Source organism: Mesorhizobium sp. P3_A9, assembly GCF_056402975.1.
Map to the genome: position 1 here is coordinate 1 of NZ_JBFUGJ010000100.1, position 17807 is coordinate 17807.

General features: G+C 65.3%; 18 protein-coding genes. 7 read left to right on the forward strand and 11 right to left on the reverse strand.

Annotated elements, in window-relative coordinates; all coding sequences use genetic code 11:
• From AC1DX0_RS15890 to AC1DX0_RS15900, 3 genes are all read left to right on the forward strand, one after another.
• On the forward strand, positions 1 to 729 hold a 729-nt coding region (locus AC1DX0_RS15890; RefSeq protein ID WP_477356007.1), incomplete at its 5' end, for a branched-chain amino acid ABC transporter permease.
• Complete coding sequence (locus AC1DX0_RS15895; RefSeq protein WP_477220819.1) at positions 726 to 1448, forward strand: ABC transporter ATP-binding protein; 723 nt, start codon at positions 726 to 728, stop codon at positions 1446 to 1448. The genes AC1DX0_RS15890 and AC1DX0_RS15895, both read left to right, overlap by 4 nt.
• Complete coding sequence (locus AC1DX0_RS15900; protein WP_477356010.1) at positions 1445 to 2167, forward strand: ABC transporter ATP-binding protein; 723 nt, start codon at positions 1445 to 1447, stop codon at positions 2165 to 2167. Before AC1DX0_RS15895 ends, AC1DX0_RS15900 begins: the two co-directional genes overlap by 4 nt.
• Before the next feature lie 29 nt (positions 2168 to 2196).
• Here AC1DX0_RS15900 and AC1DX0_RS15905 read toward each other — a convergent pair whose 3' ends face one another.
• A complete protein-coding gene (locus AC1DX0_RS15905) occupies positions 2197 to 2937 on the reverse strand; it encodes a FadR/GntR family transcriptional regulator (RefSeq protein WP_477220821.1) in 741 nt (246 codons plus the stop codon).
• A gap of 122 nt (positions 2938 to 3059) precedes the next feature.
• Between AC1DX0_RS15905 and AC1DX0_RS15910 the strand changes: the two genes are divergently transcribed.
• A complete protein-coding gene (locus tag AC1DX0_RS15910) occupies positions 3060 to 3965 on the forward strand; it encodes an NAD(P)-dependent oxidoreductase (RefSeq protein WP_477220822.1) in 906 nt (301 codons plus the stop codon).
• A gap of 271 nt (positions 3966 to 4236) precedes the next feature.
• On the opposite strand, the gene AC1DX0_RS15915 is transcribed toward AC1DX0_RS15910, so the two are convergent.
• Complete coding sequence (locus tag AC1DX0_RS15915; RefSeq protein WP_477356013.1) at positions 4237 to 5040, reverse strand: FadR/GntR family transcriptional regulator; 804 nt, start codon at positions 5038 to 5040, stop codon at positions 4237 to 4239.
• A 3-nt stretch (positions 5041 to 5043) separates the two neighbouring features.
• Positions 5044 to 6486 (reverse strand): FAD-binding oxidoreductase, encoded by a 1443-nt coding sequence (locus tag AC1DX0_RS15920; RefSeq protein WP_477356016.1) that lies wholly within the window; start codon positions 6484 to 6486, stop codon positions 5044 to 5046.
• Positions 6487 to 6647: 161 nt separating this feature from the next.
• Here AC1DX0_RS15920 and gloA point away from each other — a divergent pair, with 161 nt between their 5' ends.
• Complete coding sequence (gene gloA, locus AC1DX0_RS15925) at positions 6648 to 7058, forward strand: lactoylglutathione lyase (RefSeq protein ID WP_019856614.1); 411 nt, start codon at positions 6648 to 6650, stop codon at positions 7056 to 7058.
• Positions 7059 to 7141: 83 nt separating this feature from the next.
• Here the strand turns inward: gloA and AC1DX0_RS15930 are convergent, their stop codons facing one another.
• The 4 genes from AC1DX0_RS15930 to AC1DX0_RS15945 form a co-directional block, all read right to left on the reverse strand.
• Complete coding sequence (locus AC1DX0_RS15930; RefSeq protein ID WP_477356019.1) at positions 7142 to 8107, reverse strand: ABC transporter permease; 966 nt, start codon at positions 8105 to 8107, stop codon at positions 7142 to 7144.
• 4 nt (positions 8108 to 8111) lie between these two features.
• A complete protein-coding gene (locus tag AC1DX0_RS15935) occupies positions 8112 to 9614 on the reverse strand; it encodes a sugar ABC transporter ATP-binding protein (RefSeq protein ID WP_477220826.1) in 1503 nt (500 codons plus the stop codon).
• Positions 9615 to 9619: 5 nt separating this feature from the next.
• Positions 9620 to 10603 carry an ABC transporter permease gene (locus AC1DX0_RS15940; protein ID WP_477220827.1) on the reverse strand — a complete coding sequence of 328 codons (984 nt, stop codon included), beginning with the start codon at positions 10601 to 10603 and terminating at the stop codon, positions 9620 to 9622.
• A 159-nt stretch (positions 10604 to 10762) separates the two neighbouring features.
• On the reverse strand, positions 10763 to 11839 hold the full coding sequence (locus tag AC1DX0_RS15945) for a sugar ABC transporter substrate-binding protein (RefSeq protein WP_477220828.1): 1077 nt from the start codon (positions 11837 to 11839) through the stop codon (positions 10763 to 10765).
• Between the two features lie 216 nt (positions 11840 to 12055).
• Between AC1DX0_RS15945 and AC1DX0_RS15950 the strand changes: the two genes are divergently transcribed.
• A complete protein-coding gene (locus AC1DX0_RS15950; RefSeq protein ID WP_477220829.1) occupies positions 12056 to 13651 on the forward strand; it encodes a GMC family oxidoreductase in 1596 nt (531 codons plus the stop codon).
• Positions 13652 to 13870: 219 nt separating this feature from the next.
• On the opposite strand, the gene AC1DX0_RS15955 is transcribed toward AC1DX0_RS15950, so the two are convergent.
• On the reverse strand, positions 13871 to 14695 hold the full coding sequence (locus AC1DX0_RS15955; protein WP_477220830.1) for an NAD-dependent epimerase/dehydratase family protein: 825 nt from the start codon (positions 14693 to 14695) through the stop codon (positions 13871 to 13873).
• A gap of 155 nt (positions 14696 to 14850) precedes the next feature.
• Here AC1DX0_RS15955 and AC1DX0_RS15960 point away from each other — a divergent pair, with 155 nt between their 5' ends.
• Entirely contained in the window at positions 14851 to 15582 is a 732-nt protein-coding gene (locus tag AC1DX0_RS15960) for a FadR/GntR family transcriptional regulator (protein WP_477220831.1), read from the forward strand.
• Between the two features lie 48 nt (positions 15583 to 15630).
• Here AC1DX0_RS15960 and kdgD read toward each other — a convergent pair whose 3' ends face one another.
• From kdgD to AC1DX0_RS15975, 3 genes are all read right to left on the reverse strand, one after another.
• Entirely contained in the window at positions 15631 to 16563 is a 933-nt protein-coding gene (gene kdgD, locus AC1DX0_RS15965) for a 5-dehydro-4-deoxyglucarate dehydratase (RefSeq protein ID WP_477220832.1), read from the reverse strand.
• Positions 16564 to 16643: 80 nt separating this feature from the next.
• Positions 16644 to 17471, reverse strand: coding sequence for an ATP-binding cassette domain-containing protein (locus AC1DX0_RS15970; RefSeq protein WP_224599357.1), 828 nt, complete (start codon positions 17469 to 17471; stop codon positions 16644 to 16646).
• Positions 17468 to 17807: ABC transporter permease subunit (locus AC1DX0_RS15975; RefSeq protein WP_477356022.1), on the reverse strand; the 340-nt coding region annotated here is incomplete at its 5' end. The genes AC1DX0_RS15970 and AC1DX0_RS15975, both read right to left, overlap by 4 nt.

Genomic DNA, 17807 nt, shown 5'->3' on the forward strand with positions numbered 1-17807 from the left:
TGCCAGTGTGCCAGTGCTGTCTTCGCCATGATCGTCGGCATTCCATCGCTGCGCGTCGGCGGCCATCACTTCGTCATCATGACCTTCGCCTTCGGCCAGTTGCTGGCCATCGTGCTCACCAATGGCGGCGACTATACCGGCGCTGCGACCGGGCTTGATATCGCCGGTCCGGTCACCCTGTTCGGCGCCGACATGACCGACCTGACGCGCTACTATCTGATGGTCGTTGCCTTCGTGACCATAGCGGCGGTGGCGAGCTGGGCGATCATCCACTCCTCCTATGGCCGCACATTGCGGGCCATCCGCGAAAACGAAAAACTGGCCGCCTCGCTCGGCATCAATGTCGGCCGGCACAAGATCGGCGCCTTCGTTGTCAGCGGCATCTTTGCCGGCATCTCCGGCGTGCTGCTGGCCTATTTCCTCGGCCACATCTCGCCCTCGCAATTCTCGTCCTTCCCCAGCATCTACCTGGCGCTCATGGTGATGATCGGCGGCGCCAGGCTTATCGAGGGGCCGCTCGCCGGCGGCATCCTCGTCGCCTTCCTGCCGGAAGTGCTCAACCTCGATCCGGTGCAGTCGCGCATCGTCTACGGCGTCTGCCTGATCGCGGTGATCATGCTTTTGCCCGACGGGTTGATCGGCGGCATCGTCCGAGCGCTCCGCGCGGCATTTTCGGGCAAGCCGAAACAGGAGACGGAAGAGCGCGACGCAGCGGAGGCGCGGCGATGAGCCCGATCCTGGCGATCAGCGGCCTGAGCAAACAGTTCGGCGGCGTCACCGCACTGGCAGGCGTCGACCTCGCCATCGAAGAGGGCGAAATCCTTGGCGTCGTCGGCCCGAACGGCTCCGGCAAAACGACTTTGTTCAACGTCGTCACCGGCGTCCACAAACCGAGCGGCGGCAGCGTGGCGTTTCGCGGGCAAGACATCACCGGTCTCAAGCCGCACGCCATATCGCGGGCCGGCATCGGCTACACCTTCCAGCAGGCCATGGCCTTTGCCGGGCTTGGTGTGCTGCAGAATGTCCAGATCGCCGGCGAGCACGCGCGGGCGAGGGCGGGCGCCAACCCTTGGCCGACACCGCAGGCGCTGCTCGACTTCGTTGGGTTGAGCGCGCTTGGCGGAGAAAAAGCCGGCGTGCTGCCCTTCGGCAGCCTGCGCCTGCTGGGCTTGGCACTTGCGCTGGCCACGCGGCCGTCGCTGCTGCTGCTCGACGAACCGGCCGCCGGCCTCAACGACCGCGAGACCACGGCCCTGGTCGGGCTTGTCCGCCAGCTTCCCGGCCATGGCATCACGGTTTGCGTCATCGACCACGACATGAAGCTGATGCAGATGCTGTGCCGGCGTCTTGCCGTGCTCGATTTCGGCTCCAAGATCGCCGACGGGCCGACCGATAAGGTGCTTGCCGATCCCAAGGTTCTGGAAGTCTATCTCGGAGGCGACCTGTGAGCCTGCTCGCCGTTTCCGATGTCGTCACCGGCTACGGGCCGACGATCGTCAACCGCGGCGTCTCGTTGACGCTAGCTGAAGGCGAGATCGTCACCATCCTCGGACCGAATGGCGCCGGCAAGTCGACGCTGCTGAAAGCCATCGCTGGCCTGATCAAACCCCGCGCGGGCAGCATTGCTTTCGATGGCGCCGAGGTCACCGGGCTGGCCGCCGATGTCATGGCGAGGCGCGGCGTCGTGCTGGTGCCGGAAGGGCGCAAGATCTTCGTCGACATGACGGTCGAGGAGAATTTGCGGCTTGGCGCCTATGCCCGCCGCGACGAGGCCGCCGTGGAGGCCGATTTCGCAACCATGCTGGCCTTCTTCCCGATCCTCGCCACCAAACGGCGCGACAGGGGCGGCTCGCTGAGCGGCGGCCAGCAGCAGATGCTGGCCATCGCGCGCGGGCTGATGACACGGCCCAGGGTGCTGTTGCTGGACGAGCCGTCGCTCGGCCTGTCACCGCTGCTGGTCAAGGAGATCAAGGCGATCATTCTGGATATCGGCGCGCGCTTCGGCGCCTCGGTGCTGCTGGTCGAGCAGAATGCCGGCCTTGCTCTGGCCGTCGCCTCGCGCGGCTATCTCATGCAGAACGGCCRCATCGTCGTCTCCGGGCCGATCGCCGAATTGCGCGACATGTCGCTGATGCGCGAACTCTATCTCGGCGGAGTAGCCGGATGAGCGGCAAGCAATCAGTCGTGGCTGGCCCCTTAGTCGTGAACAGCCTTGTCGCGCAGATCCTCGAAGCGGGCATAGCTCTTGGTCAAATGGCTGCGCATGGCGCGCCGCGCCGCATTGACATCCCTGGCTTCGATCGCGGCAAGGATGGCGCGATGCTCGCGCTGCATGCGGTCGAGGTATTTTTCCCGCTCGGCCTCCGTCATCCGGTCGAGCCGCGTCCACTGGCGCGGGATCATGGCGCTGCCGAACGTGTCGAACAGCCGGGTGAAATTGGGGTTCTGGGTCGCCGCGAGAATGGCGCGGTGGAAGCCGAAATCCTCTTCCGAGCCGGAGCCGCCGGCCCGCACCGCCGCCTCCAGCGCGTCGAGCCGCGCGCCCATCTGCGCCAGCGCCGCCTCGCTGCGCCGTTCGGCCGCAAGGCCGGTCGCCTCGACCTCGATCCCCATGCGCAATTCCAGAACGCGCAGCACTTCGTCGATCGATTCGAGATCGTCCGGAAGAATGGAAAAGGTCCGGGGCAGGGGATCCTTGGCGACGAAGGCGCCGAGACCCTGGCGGGTAGTGATCAGCCCGCGAGCGCGCAGTGCCGCCAGCGCCTCGCGCACCACGGTGCGGCTCACACCCGTGGCAGCGACGATCTCCTGCTCGGTCGGCAGCCGCTGGCCAGGCGCCAGGTCGCCGGATTCGATCTGCGCGATCAGCGTGTTGACGAGCCCGGTCCGCAGATTGGGCGCCTGCGGTATGGCATCGAAAAGCATGGTTTCCGCCATCGCGCGGGCTCCGGTCCGAGTCTTCGGCAAAGGCCGATTCTTCGGCAAAGGATTGCATCGACAGGTGCCCGCCGCAAGGTGACGAAAGTTGAGCCCGCCGGCGCGGGCCAAAGGAGGATTTTATGAAAGAACGCATTGGCTTCATCGGCTTGGGCAGCATGGGCGCCGGCATGGCCGACAATCTGCTGCGCAAGGGCTGGCCCCTGACCGTCTGCGTGCATCGCAGCCGCGCCGCCGCCGATCGTTTGATCGCAGCCGGCGCCACCGAGGCGGCCAGCCCGCGCAAGCTCGCCGCTGCCTGCGATGTCGTCATCCTCTGCGTCACCGGCTCGCGCGAGGTGGAAATGCTGGTCAAGGGCCCCGACGGGCTGGCCACGGCAGGCAAGCCGTTGCTCATCATCGACTGCTCGACCTCCAATCCGTCGTCGACGACGGCATTGGCCGCAGAGCTGACTGCACAAGGCGTGACGCTGATCGACGCACCGCTGGCGCGCACGCCCAAGGAAGCGGCCGAAGGCAAGCTCGACGTCATGGTCGGCGGCCCGGCCGAAGCCATCGCCCGCGCACGGCCGGTGCTCGAAGCCTTTGCCGCCCGCGTCGTCCACACCGGCCCGACCGGCAGCGGCCACACCATGAAGCTGCTCAACAATTTCGTCTCGATGGGCTATTCCGCGATCTATTCGGAAGCGCTGACGCTGGGCGCCAAGGCCGGCCTGACACCGCAGGTCTTCAACAGCGTCATTTCGGGCAGCCGCATGGATTGCGGCTTCTACCAGGCCTTCTTCGATTTCGTCCTCAACCGCAACGAAAACGCCCAGCGCTTCGCCATCGCCAATGCGCTGAAGGACATGACCTATCTCGCGTCGTTCGCCCAGGCGGCGGGCATCGCCAATCCGATTGGCGCCGCGGTGCGCAACGGCTTTGCCACCGCGGTCACGACAGGCCATGGCGAAAAATTCGTGCCGGCGCTGTCGGACATTGTCGCGGGGCTCAATGGCGTGTCGCTGGTGGAGCCGCCAGAGATTTGACGGAAGGGATGGAATTGCCCCCCCCTTTCTGCCCAAGGGCTGGGCAATCGGATACGGCGCTCCCCCTCTCCGTCTCGGCTTCGCCGAGCCACCTCTCCCCCACTTTGTGGGGGCGAGGAACCCAAGCTTCCCAAAGCCGCGATCTCGGAGATTGGCGTTTCCTCGCCTCCATGAAATGGGGGAGAGGTGGCTCGGCGAAGCCGAGACGGAGAGGGGGCTGGCGCTGCCATACGTGATGGCCCGTTTGAGGGTGTAAGACCGAGTGAAACCGCTACCGCGCAGCCTGCCCGCGCACAGCTTTCCGCAGCCGTGAATGCCGCACCGGAGACGGCACCTCCGGCACCGGAGCCGGCTCTGCCGCCGCYTCCCCCTCATGCAATCCCACCCGCAGCGCCGCACCCGCCAGATGGTCGCGCATCGCTGCTTGCGCGCCCTCGGCGTCGCCGGCACGGATGGCGGTCAGGATGCGCTCGTGCTCGCCCAGCGTAATGCGGGCCATGTCGTCCGACTTCTGCTGGTTGCCGGCGGCGAGAATGCTTTCGCGGACGCGCTCGGAAACGAACACCAGGAACTGGCCCATGTAGCTGTTGCGCGTCGCCTCGGCGACGGTGCGGTGGAATTCGAGGTCGCTTCGCAGCCAGGCGACGCTGCCATAGGGGGCGGCGCGCATACCGGCCAGCGCATCGCCCATCGCGGCGAGATCGGTCTCCGAGCGCCGCTTGGCGGCCAGGGCTGCCGCCTGCACTTCGAGGATACCGCGCAGTTCGAACAGGTTGCGGAAGGAATCGGCGCGCTGCAGCGCCTCATAGTCGATGGTCAGGACCGTCGGGTTGTTGCTCTCGACCACGAAGGCGCCGCGCCCCTGCTGCGACCAGATGCGGCCTTCCGATCGCAGCCTTGCGATCRCCTCGCGCACCACGTTGCGGCTGACGCCGAAGGTGGTCGCCAGCGCCTGCTCGGTCGGCAGCTGGTCGCCGGGCTTGAGGCGCCCCTGCGCGATCTCGCGCGAGATGGAACTCGCCACCAAAGTGGAGAGGTGCGGACCGCGATTGACCTTGTCGAGTTTCAGCGTCATCGCTCACCTATAGTCGACGGCGGATGTGGACGCCAGAATGCGGCCGTTGCTCAATATGTGGCGCGGATCGAAAGCCTCCTTGATGCCGGCGGCAAGATCGAGCGTCACCGGATCGATGCGTTCGAGGAACGCCTTCTGCTTGACCCGGCCGATGCCGTGCTCGGCGCTGATCGAGCCGCCATAGCGGTCGACGACGGCAAAGATCTCCGCCTCGGCCTCTTCGAACAGATGCTCGATCGCTTCAGCGCCCATGCCTTCCGGCGGCACCACATTGAGGTGGATGTTACCGTCACCGACATGGCCATAGGTGACGGCCAGCGCGTCCGGGCGCGCGCGCTGCAATTCGAACAGCGCGTCGGTGACGAAATCGGCGAGTTTCGAGATCGGCACCGAAACGTCGGTGCGCAGATAGCGGCCGCCGCGTCCCTGCCGCTCGACCATGATCTCACGGTAGAGCCACAAGCGCTCGGCCTGGGCCCGCGTCGAGGCGACAATGCCGTCCTCGACGATATCGGCGACGCCGCCGAGAAAACCGAGAAGCATGGCGGACAGGTCGATCAGGCCGCCGGAGGACACCTCGATCAGCACATAGGCCGGGTAGGGCTTGTTGAGCGGATCGGGAAAATCCTTGCCCTCGCGCATGGTGATCTCGATGCCGCCGCGCAGGATCAGTTCGAAGGCGGTGAGCAGGTCGCTGCAATCGCGCCGGGCGCGGGCATAGAGCGCCATCGCGTCCTCGACCGAGCGTAAGCCCACCAGCGCGGTCTCGATCTGCGTCGGCTTGGGGAACAGCTTCAGCGCGGCGGCGGTGACGATGGCGAGCGTGCCTTCCGAGCCGATGAAGATCTGCTTGAGGTCGTAGCCGCGATTGTCCTTGCGCAGCACTTTCAGCCCGTTCCAGATCCGGCCGTCGGCCAGCACCACTTCGAGGCCGAGCACAAGGTCGCGCGTCATGCCGTAGCGCAGCACGTTGAAGCCGCCGGCATTGGTGGCGACATTGCCGCCGATGCGGCAGCTTCCCTGTGCGCCGAAGGTGATCGGCAAAAGGCAGTCGCTCTCCTCGGCGGCGCGCTTGGCGTCCTCGAGGATGCAGCCGGCCTCGACCACCATGGCGAAGTCGATCGGGCTGATCGAGCGGATACTGTTCATGCGCTCCAGCGAGATGACGATCTCGCCGCCATCGGCCGCCACCGCCGCACCGACAAGTCCGGTCAGGCCACCTTGCGGCACGACGGGAATGCGCTCGGCATGGCAGTGCCGCATCAACGCCGACATTTCCTCGACCGAAGACGGCCGCGCCACCGCCAGCGGCCGGCCGAAATGGTCGCCGGACCAGTCGCGGCTGTAGCGCGCCAGATCCTCGTCCGCGGTCAGCAACCCGCCATTCGGCAACACGCCGGCCAGGGCTGCGATCAGCGATGCGGAGGTTGGCGGCACGGCATTCATGAATTGACTCTGGACCCCTGGGGAAAACGACTGGACAACCACCGTTCTTGTCGTGTTATCATACAACCCTGATTTAGAACATCAAGCGAAGCCACGTTGCCATCAAGCGTTTGATGTGGAAGATCAGACCAGCAAATCCCTGAATTCGGAGGACTTACCCAATGAGCGACGCCCCGGGCTTTCGCTATATGCACACCATGATCAGGGTGCTCGACCTCGACAAGTCGATTGCCTTCTACACCGAGGTCCTCGGCATGACCTTGCTGCGCCGCGACGACTATCCCGGCGGAAAGTTCACCAACGCCTTTGTCGGCTATGGGCCGGAGGACAAGGAGGCCGTCGTCGAGCTGACTTTGAACTGGGGCAGGGAAGAGCCCTATGAGATCGGCACCGGCTTCGGCCACCTGGCGCTCGGCGTCAACGACATCTACGCCGTCTGCGCCGAACTCGAAAAGCGTGGCGCCAAGATCCCGCGCAAGCCCGGGCCGATGCAGCATGGCACCACCCACATCGCCTTCGTCGAAGACCCGGACGGCTACAAGATCGAACTGATCGGCCTCGACACGATGTGATCTAACCAAGCGGGGTCGCATCGGGCTTGTGATGCGACCCCGTCCTGTCCGCGCTGGCTTGGGAGGCGGTGCGGATCGAGCTGTCACTTGATGACCGCGATCTTGCTGCGGTCGATGGTGATGGCGACGGCGGCGATGAGCACCGCGCCGAACACCATGTTTTCCAGGAAAATGTTGACGCCGACGAAGGTCATGCCGATGCGCACGATCGAGATGATCAGCGCGCCGACGGCGGTGCGCGCCACGCCGCCCAGCCCGCCGGTTATGGCGGTGCCGCCGACGATGACGGCGGCAATGGCCGGCAAAAGCAACTGGTTGGCCAGCACCGGCKAGCCGCTCGACAGTCTGGCTGCCAGCACCACGCCGGCGACAGCGGCCAGCATGCCGGATGCGGCAAAGGCGATGATTTTGGTGCGGTCGACATTGATGCCAGCCGCCCAGGCGGCCGGTTCGCCGGCGCCGACCGCGATCGCCTGGCGGCCGAAGCGCGTGTAGCGCAGCGCCAGGAAGGCGGCGATGCCGATGACCGCCGAAATCAGCACCACCACCGGCACGCCGGCAACTGTGGCGTTGATCCAGGCGGTGTTTTCGCGGCCCGCTTCCTCGATGGTGATGGCGCGACCGTTGGAGACCCAGAGCGCCAGGCCGGTGACGACACCGCCGGTGGCGAGCGTCGCCACGAAGGACGGCACGCGCAGCTTGACATGGACGATGCCGCTCAACGCTCCGAAGGCAAGGCCGGACAGGATCGCCACAGGGAAGGCGGCAAGCCCGAGCGAAGGCAGCAACTGCGCCAGGATGACGCTCGCCAGCGAGGCCACCGCCTGGATCGACAGGTCGATGCCGCCAAGCAGGATAGCGAAGGTGACGCCGGTGGCCAGGATGAACAGCACGGCGGTGTTGGCAAAGAGCAGCGCCACCGTCTCGCCGGTCAGGAAGCCGGGCGCGGCGATCTCGATGATCAGCAACAGGGCGACAAGCAGGACCAGCGGAATGGCGCCTTGCGTCCACTTGCCCTCGAAGATCTGCCTGATGGAGGTTTCGTTCATCGGCTCATACCATCGCTCGCAACAAATCGACCTGGTTCGGCTTCTTGCCCGGGCTGGCGTCGAAGCGGGCGGTGATCTCGCCGTCGCGCATCACCAGCACCTGGTGCGACAGGCCGATGGTTTCCTCCAGCGTGTCGGAAATCAAAAGGATCGCCACGCCTTGCGCGGAGAGATCGCGCACCAGCTCGTAGACCTCTTCCTTGGCGCCGACATCGAGGCCGCGCGTCGGATGGTCGAGCACCAGGATGCGCGAGCCCGCCGTCATCCAGCGCGCCAGCACCACCTTCTGCTGGTTGCCGCCGCTGAGCTTGCGGCAGGCGGCATCGGGGCCGGGCGCCTTGATGCGCAGCCGTTTGATCCAGTCGGCGGCCAGCCGGCGCTCCTTGCCATAGTCGATCGCGCCATGGCGCGTGACGCTGGAGAGATCGGCCAGCGAAATGTTCTCGGCGATCGACAGGAACATCACCAGCCCTTCGAGCCGCCGCTCGCGCGGCACATAGCCGATCCCCTTGCGCACCGCCGGCTCCGGCGAGGCGAACCGCACGGCATCGCCGGCGATTTTCATTTCGCCGGCATCGTGCTGCAGGAAGCCGCCGATGGTGCGCGTCACCTCCTCGCGGCCGGAGCCGACGACGCCGGCAATGCCGACGATCTCGCCGGCCCGGATCTTCAGGTCGACGCCGTGATAGGCACCGTTGGCGCCCAGCCCCTTGGCCTCGACCATGACCGTGTCGCGCGGCGCCAGCTGGCGGGCCTCGCGGTAATATTCGGCCTGCAGGCCGCGCCCGACCATGATCTCGTGCAATTCCGGCGCAGTGACCTCGGCCGCGCGGTGTTCGGCGACGACCGCGCCATCCTTCATCGTGTAGACGCGGTCTGAAATCGCCAGCACCTCATCGAGACGGTGCGAGACGAAGACGAAGCTGGCGCGCGATTTGAGCGAGCGCACGCGCGCGAACAGCACCTCGATGTCGGCGGCATTGAGTACCGAGGTCGGCTCGTCGAGCAGGATAAGCAACTGCCGTTCGACCACTTCCTCCAAGGTCAGCGCCTTGGCCAGCTCGACCATCTGGCGCGCCGCGAAGGTGAGTTCGGAGGTGCGCGCCGTGACATCGATGTCGATGCCGATCTTGGCCAGCTGACGGCGCGCCGCGGCGTTCATGGCGCGCCAGTTGACGATGCCGAAGCGGGTGAAGCGGTCTTCCTCGCCGAGATAGATGTTTTCGGCGACGGTCAGATTGAGCACCAGCGACTGTTCCTGAAACACCATGCCGATGCCATGCTTCGCGGCGTCGCGCGGACTGCGCATGCGCAGCTGTTCGCCGTCCAGCGTCAGGCTGCCGCCATCCGGCCGGTAGCTGCCGGCCAGCACGCGCATCAGCGTCGATTTGCCGGCGCCGTTCTCGCCGATCAGCCCGACCACCTCGTTGGGCCGGACCTCGATCGAGACATCGCGCAAGGCCTGGACGCCGGGAAAGTTCTTGATGATGCCGGATGCGCTCAGCATGGCGTTCACTTCACGATTCTGAGGCGAACGCGGTCGAGCGACAGCGCCACGGCGGCGATGATCATCAGGCCCTGCACCGTCTGCTGGATATAGGGCGAGATGCCGAGCAGGATCATGCCGTTGGCAAGCACGGTGACGATCAGCACGCCGATCAGCGTGTTGACGACGCCGCCTTCGCCGCCGGTCAGCGCCGTGCCGCCGACGACGACGGCGGTGACGGCGGCAAACAGCCTGCCGTCGCCGATGACCGCGTGCGACTGGCCAAGCTGCGCCGCAGCAAGCACGCCCGATATGCCGAAGAAGAAACCGGCCAGCGCAAAGGCGGTGATGCGCACGCGCACCACGTTGACGCCGGAGAGCTTGGCGACGTCCTCGTCGCCGCCGATCGCCAATATGTGGCGGCCGAGCTTGGTGTGGTACTGGATGACAGCGGCGAGCAGGAAAGCGCCAAATGCGACCCAGACCGCCACCGGCAAGCCAAGGAAACGGTGCAATGCCAGGTCGCGGATCGAGGCGTCGTTGAGCCGGATCGCCGAGCCGCCCAGCATATAGACCGACAGGCCAAGGCCGATGAACCACATGCCGAGCGTCGCCATGAAGGAGGGGATGCGCAGCATGGTCTGGACGAGACCGCTGACGAAGCCCATGGCGGTGCCGGCGATGATTGCGGCGAGCACCGCCCACCAGCCATAATCATTGCCGTTCGCGTCATTGGCGGCGAGCAGCACCACCACCATGGCCGACACCGACAGCGTGCCCTCGACCGAAAGGTCGATGCTGCCCATCAGGATGATGAAGGTCAGCCCCATCGCCAGCGTCAGCGGCACGGCGGCCGAATTGGCAAGCCGCACAAGGTTGCGCAATTCGATGAAATTGGGATTGGCGATGGCGATGAGCACGCACAGCACGATCAGCACCGCTAGCGGCGCCAGGCTGCGCCAGCGCCTGCCACCGAACACAGTGGCGATGCGGCCGGGAAGATCTGTCATAAGCGTCGTCCGCTCGATGTCCGAAACGGACTTCAGGGGTTCTGTATGGATTGTCAAGAAACCGCTTCCCGTCTGCTGATGACAGCCGTCGCGACAAGGGGATCGCGACGGCTGCGGGAGGAAGCGGGCCACCAGGGAGATGCGGCCCGCTTCGGTTGATCAGGTCCGGATCGCTCCGGTGACCCGGCCCCACAGATCGTTCCAGTCGATCTCCGGTTTGGCATCGACATTGGTCTTGTAATATTCCTCGACATTGTCGTGCGAGATCAGCACCGCCTTGCCGTAGAATTCGCGGTGTTCCGGCGGCTCCTTGGTCGGATCGAACTTGCCGATCTTGGCGTTGTAGCCGATGGCCAGACCCATGCCGCCCTGCCAGAACGGATCCGAGGTGACGGTGCAGGCGAACTCGCCGGTGCGCACCGCGTCGACCGCCGTCTTGATGCCGTCGACGCCGACGATCGGCACCTTGCCGGCGAGGTTTTCGGCCCGCAGCGCTTCCAGCGCGCCGGAACCCATATCGTCATTGGCGGCCCAGATGCCCTTGATGTCGTCGCCGAAGCGGGTGAGCAGATTGCCCATCAGGTCGAAGGCCTCGGTCGATTTCCAGTTGGCGACCTGGAAGTCGAGCAGCTTGATGTCGGGATTGGCGGCCAGCGCCGCGTCGAGGCCCTTCTTGCGTTCGATCGCCGCCGTGGTCGAGATCAGGCCGCCGAGTGCGACGATGCCGCCCTTGCCGCCGATGGTCTTGAACAGGATCTCGGCGATGGTCTTGCCGCTTTCGATGCCGTCGAACTCGATGTGCGAGACATAGTTCGGGTTGAAGTCCTTTGGGTGCAGGTCGGAAGGCTTGTTCCATTGCGTCACCACATAGGCGCCGGCCTTGGCGCAGGCCTCGACGATCGGGCGCGCATCAGGCGTGTCGTTGGGGTCGGAATTGAGCACCATGTTGCCGCCGGTCTTGGCCAGCATCGCCTTGATGTCGGCGATGCCTTTCTCGCTGTTGCCTTCCGAAACCAGCGTGACATGTTCGAGCCCGGCCCATTTGGCGTAGGCCTCGGCGCCGGTCTTCCACACCGCGTGATAGGGGTTGGAGAGCGAGCGGATCGACGTCACCAGCGTCGGCTTTTCCTGCGCGCGCAACACGCTCGGCATGGCGAGCGCCGCCACGCCAGCGGTGGCGCCTATCATCAGCGTCCGGCGGCTGACCGAAAGCGTCAAGTCTGTCTTGTCCTTCATATTCAAAACCTCCCGATTGAAATCTGTTTCCCGCCCGGCGGCATGCGCGGGGGAGCGCGGCCGGGCCTCCGATCGATGGGTTGCCAAGTTCCTCCACTTGTACGACAACCCTTCAACACGATAACCATACCCTTTCTCTTGACGCGGCACAAGCGACTTGAGATCGTTGCGTAGAGGAGAGCAGGGCAATGATTTCGCGCTGCCAAGGGAGTGAGAATGTCTGACTACATCATCGTCGGCGGCGGCTCGGCCGGCTGCATCCTGGCTGCCAGGCTAAGCGAGGATCCGGACGTGTCGGTGACCTTGCTCGAGGCCGGCCCGCCCGACACCGATCGCTACATCCATTTGCCGGTCGGCTTCTTCAAGATGACGGCGGGGCCGCTGATCTGGGGCTATGACACGGCGCCCGGCAAGGCCATCGACGGCCGCACCATGGTCTATCCGCAAGCGCGGGTGCTGGGCGGCGGCTCCTCGATCAACGCCCAGGTCTTCACCCGCGGTTGCCCGCAGGATTACGACGGCTGGGCGGCTGACAATGGCTGTGCGGGCTGGAGCTATGCCGAGGTGCTGCCCTACTTCATCCGCTCCGAGGGAAACGACACCTTCGCCGGCCCGCAGCACGGCATCGACGGCCCGCTCGGCGTTTCCAGCGGCGCGCCGCATCCGCTGACCCGCATCTTCGTCAAGGCGGCGCAGCAGGCGGGCCTGCCGTTCCGCGCCGACTTCAACGCCGGCCAGCAGGAAGGCACCGGCTTCTACCAGACGACGACGCGCCAGGGGAAACGCTCGAGCACCGCCGTCGCTTATCTCAAGCCGGCGCTTGGCCGCAGGAATTTGACGCTGCGCACCGACGCCACGGTCAGCCGCATCGTCGTCGAGAATGGCCGCGCCATCGGTGTCGAGATCATAGTCAACGGCCGCACCGAGTTGTTGCGTGCCGAGCGCGAGGTGATCGTCACCGCCGGCGCCGTCGGCTCGCCGAAGCTGCTGATGTTGTCCGGCATCGGCCCGGCCGCGCATCTTGGCGAGCATGGCATCAAGGTCGTCCACGATCTCGCCGCCGTCGGCCAGAACCTGCACGATCACATGGATGTCGACGTCGTCGCCGAACTCAACGGACCGCATGGCATCGACCGCTACAAGAAGAAGCGCTGGCAGGCTGTCGCCGGCCTCGAATATGCGTTGTTCGGCAAGGGGCCGGTGGCTTCCAACATCGTCGAAGCCGGCGGCTTCTGGTGGGGCGACCGCGCGGAGAAGACGCCCGATATCCAGTTCCATTTCCTGCCCGGCGCCGGCGTCGAGGAAGGCATCGGCTCGGTCCCCGGCGGCAATGGCTGCACGCTGAATAGCTACCATGTCCGGCCTCGCTCGCGCGGCAGTGTCACGCTCAAATCGGCGGATTTGCGCGACAAGCCGTTCATCGATCCCAACCCGTTTGCCGAACGCTATGATCTGGAGCGCGCCATCGACGGCATCGAGATCAGCCGCGAGATCCTGTCTCAGCCGGCTTTTTCGAAATACATCAGCCGCGAGCACCTTCCGGGCGTGGCCATGCAGGGGCGCGCAGCACTCGAAGCCTTCGCCCGCGAGCATGGACGCAGCGCCTACCATCCGGTCGGCTCCTGCCGGATGGGCGGCGATGCCGGGAGCGTGGTCGATCCCGAGCTGCGTTTGCGCGGACTGCAAGGCCTGCGCGTCTGCGACAGCTCGATCATGCCAAGCATCGTGTCGTCCAACACCAACGCCGCCGTCATCATGATCGCCGAGAAGGCGGCGGATTTGATCGTGGGGCGGAAGCTGCCGACGGCATAGGCAGGACGATAACCGCGAACTGCAGCGCCAGCCCCCTCTCCGTCCGCTTCGCGGCCACCTCTCCCCCATTTCATGGGGGCGAGGAAACGCTAATCTCCGAGGTCGTCGCCTTCAAAAGCTTGGGTTCCTCGCCCCCACAAAGTGGGGGAGAGGTGGCTCGGCGAAGCCGAGACGGAGAGGGGGAGCGCCATATGCTACAGTCTGCCGGCGCAGGCAGGCTCACTCCGGAAACATCTCACGCGGCGGAAAATCCGTACGGCTATAATCGACGACGATGAACTTGCCGCCCTGGTAGCGCTCGACCACCGGATTGTCTGTCACCTTGCCGCGCACGCGTTCGGCCTGGCTGTCGGAACTGTCGAGCGGCACCCAGCCGAGCTTCAGCCTGGCATCGTGCCGCCAGAAGCCGCGGCTGTTGTTGGACTGACCCCAGATGACGGAGCAATCGACACGCTCGGCCTCGGCGCAACGTTCGATCAGGCGGACAAAGTCATCGTGCGATATCCAGGTCGACAGGATCCGTTCGTCCGGAACTTCCGGCAGCACCGAGCCGATGCGGATCAGCACGCTTTCCACCGCATGCTTGTCGAAATAGAGCCTCGCCAGCATTTCGCCATAGGCCTTCGACAGGCCGTAATAGCCGTCGGGCCTGAGCAGGCAGTCCTGATCGAGGACCTCCGTCCGCTCGTAGAGCCCGACTGCATGTACCGAGGAAGGGAACACGACGCGCGCCTTCTGGCTGCGCGCCGCCTCATAGATGTGAAAACTGCCGCGCAGATTGGGGCCAAGCACCGTCTCAAAGGATTGCTCGGTGGAGATGCCGCCGAAATGCAGGATCAGGCCGCAGCCCTCGGCCAGATCGTTCACCGCCTGCTGGTCCTCGAGATCGGCGATGGTGAAGCTTGCGTTTGGCGGCAGCGGGATCGGCAAGGGTACGACATCGGTGAGCCGCAAGGTCCAGCCGAGCGCCGCCAACCTGGCGGAGAGCAGCCGTCCAATCGTGCCGGAGGCTCCGGTCAACAGCACCGGTCTTTCGGGGATCATCACGCCCTGTCCTTTCGCTGATACCGCGGACATGTTCGCGCGGAGCCGGCAAGGCGAACGAAGACTGGTCGCGGCCGGTACGCCGAAAATGTCATCATATCACCGTATAAATAATGGGTTGCCAAGGACAGCGGTTCGTTTATTGCTTGATGGCGATGAAACGTTCCTTTGGCCTTCCCCCGCAGATCAGCCGCACGGCACAGGTTGCCGACTGGTTTGCGCGCGAAATACGCGCCGGCCATATGACGAGCGGCGAGAAACTGCCGACCGAGCAGGAACTGATCGCACAATTCGGCGTCAGCCGCACGGTGATCCGCGAAGCCATGGCTTCGCTTCGATCGGAGGGCCTTGTCGTCAGCCGCCAGGGCTCGGGCGTGTTCGTCGCCGACCATGAGGCGAACACCACGTTTCGCATCGTCTCCGACGAGCTTCATTCGCTGACCGAAGTCCAGAACGTGCTGCAGCTTCGGCTTGCGGTGGAGCAGGAAGCCGCCGGCATCGCCGCCGAGAAGCGCAGCGACGATGATCTTGCCCGCATGCGCGATTGTCTTGACGCCATCGACGCCTCGATCGCGGCGGGCGAAAGCGCCATCGAGCCGGACTTCGCCTTCCACAGGGCGATCGCCTCGGCCACCGGCAATCCCTATTTCGAACGCTTCATGCATTTTCTCGGACCCGTCGTCATTCCGCGCCAAACGATGCGCCCGCGCGACGAAACGCCGGAGCAGCGGCGGCACTATCTGGAGCAGGTCCAGATGGAGCACCGCCGCATCTATCAGGCCATCGAGCGGCAGAATGTCGAAGCCGCCCGCTTCACCTTGCGCGAACATCTGGAGGCTGGCCGGGAGCGTTATCGCCGTATGGTCGATGGTCACGCCAGATCGTAGCAAGCCGTCAACTCCGGTCTTCGATCCGCTCCCGCAAATCATCCTGTCCTACGCCAGCTCCGCGACCGGCATTTTGCAGGACTGCATGAGTGCCGCGAGCTGCCGCTCCTCATCCGGCGTCAGGTCGAGCAGCGGTGACCTCACCGGGCCGCAATCTATTCCGGCAATGCGCGCGCCCGCCTTGACGATCGACACGGCATAACCGGCGCGCCGGTTGCGGATGGCAAGGTAGGGCAGGAAGAACGAGCGGATGAGATCGCCGACCTCCGTTGTGCGCCCGGCCCGCAGCGCATTGAAGAAACGCAGCGCGATCTCGGGCGCGAAATTGTAGATCGCCGACGAATAGGTCGTCATGCCGATCGCCGCGGCGGCACTGGCATGGACCTCGGCCGTCGGCATGCCGCCGATGAAGACCAGCCGGTCGCCCATGCGGTAGCGTGTTGCGGTGAGGAGTTCGATATCGCCAACGCCGTCCTTGAAGCCGATCAGGTTAGGGCAATCCTGCGCCACACGCTCGAGCGTCTCGGGCGTCAGAATGGCGTTGTCCCTGTTATAGGCGATCACACCGATGCCGACCGAGCGGCAGATGGCCGTCAGGTGGCGGCGCAGGCCTTCCTGCTCCGACTTGACCAGATAGGGCGGCAGCACCAGCAAGCCGTCGGCGCCATTGGCCTCGGCCGCCTTGGCGAATTCGACCGCCATATGCGTGCCGTAGCCGACGCCGGCCAGCAGCGGCATCGTGTCGGGCACCTCCTGCGAAGCCGCCCGCACGACGCGCTTGTATTCCTCGAGTGTCAGCGAAAAGAACTCGCCGGTACCGCCGGCGGCAAAAAGCCCGCTCGCCCCGGCTGTGCCTTGGGCCGCGACATGGGCGCGGTAACCGTCCTCGTTGAAGGCACCGTCATCGTCGAAGAAGGTCAGCGGAAAGGACAGCAGCCCGCGGCCAAGGGATCTGGTCAGTTCGGTGGGTGAGAACGTCAAAACGAATACTCCGTGCGAGGGGCCGGCCGATGGGAGGTCGGGCCGGCAAGGATTGTTCTAGCCGTGACTTGCCGGCAGGTTCATACGAGGCCCGGCCGGACTTCGGCCGCGGCGGCGTCGATCGCCCTGGTGCCCAGGCCCGACTTGACGATGCGGATCAGTTCCTCTTCGCTGGTATCAGCCGTGGACGCGTCGAGCGCGACCTCGCCCGAATGCAGGAAGTTGATGCGGTCGCAGACTTCGAAAATCTGGTTGTAGTTGTGGACGATCAGGATCACCGAGACCTGGCGCTGCTGGCGCAGATTCTGGATCAGGCCCAGCACATGCGCGCTCTCGCGCACGCCCAGTGCCGCCAGCGGTTCGTCGAGCACCAGGATCTTCGGCGACGAATAGATCGAGCGGGCAACCGCAATGCACTGGCGCTGTCCGCCCGACAGGAGATCGACCGTGCTGTTGACGCTGGGGATCGTGATGCCGAGCGTATCTAGATAGAGCTGCGCCTGTTCGCGCATCTTCCTGTTGTCCAGCAGGTTCAGGCCGAGGAAGCGCTTGTGGTACTCGCGGCCGAGGAACATGTTGTGGAAGACGCTGAGGTCGCCGATCAGCGCAAGGTCCTGGTAGACGGTCTCGATGCCCTGGGCGCGGGCATCGCGCGGCGAAGCGAAACGCACCTCCTTGCCTTGCGAGACGATGGTGCCGGTGTCGGGCTGGTGGAAGCCGGACAGGATCTTGATCAGCGTCGACTTGCCGGCGCCATTGTCGCCGACCAGGGCCAGGACTTCGCCCTGGCGCAATTTGATCGAGACATCGACCAGCGCCGTGACGGCACCGAAGCTCTTGGAGATGTTGGACATCTCCAGCACGACGGGCGCGTCGGACGCGAGCGGCGGAATGGTTGGCGAATTCATACGCGCCTCCGTGTGCGCAGGCGGTCGACCTGGATTGAGAGGATCATCGCGGCGATGATGGCCGCGCCGAGATAGATGTCGGATACGGTGGCCTGGGCGCCGATCATTACCAGGCCGTTGTTGAGCGAAGCGACGACGAAGGCGCCGATCAGCGCGCCGATGACGGTGCCGGAGCCGCCCAGCAGCGAGGTGCCGCCGATGACCGCGGCCGCGATCGCCTGCAAGGTAAGGAACGGGCTGCCCGCCTGCGGGTCGGCCGAGGTGAACTGGGCGGTGTTGATGATGCCGGCAAAGGCCGCACAGCCGCCGGCGATCATGAAATTGTAGATCTTCATG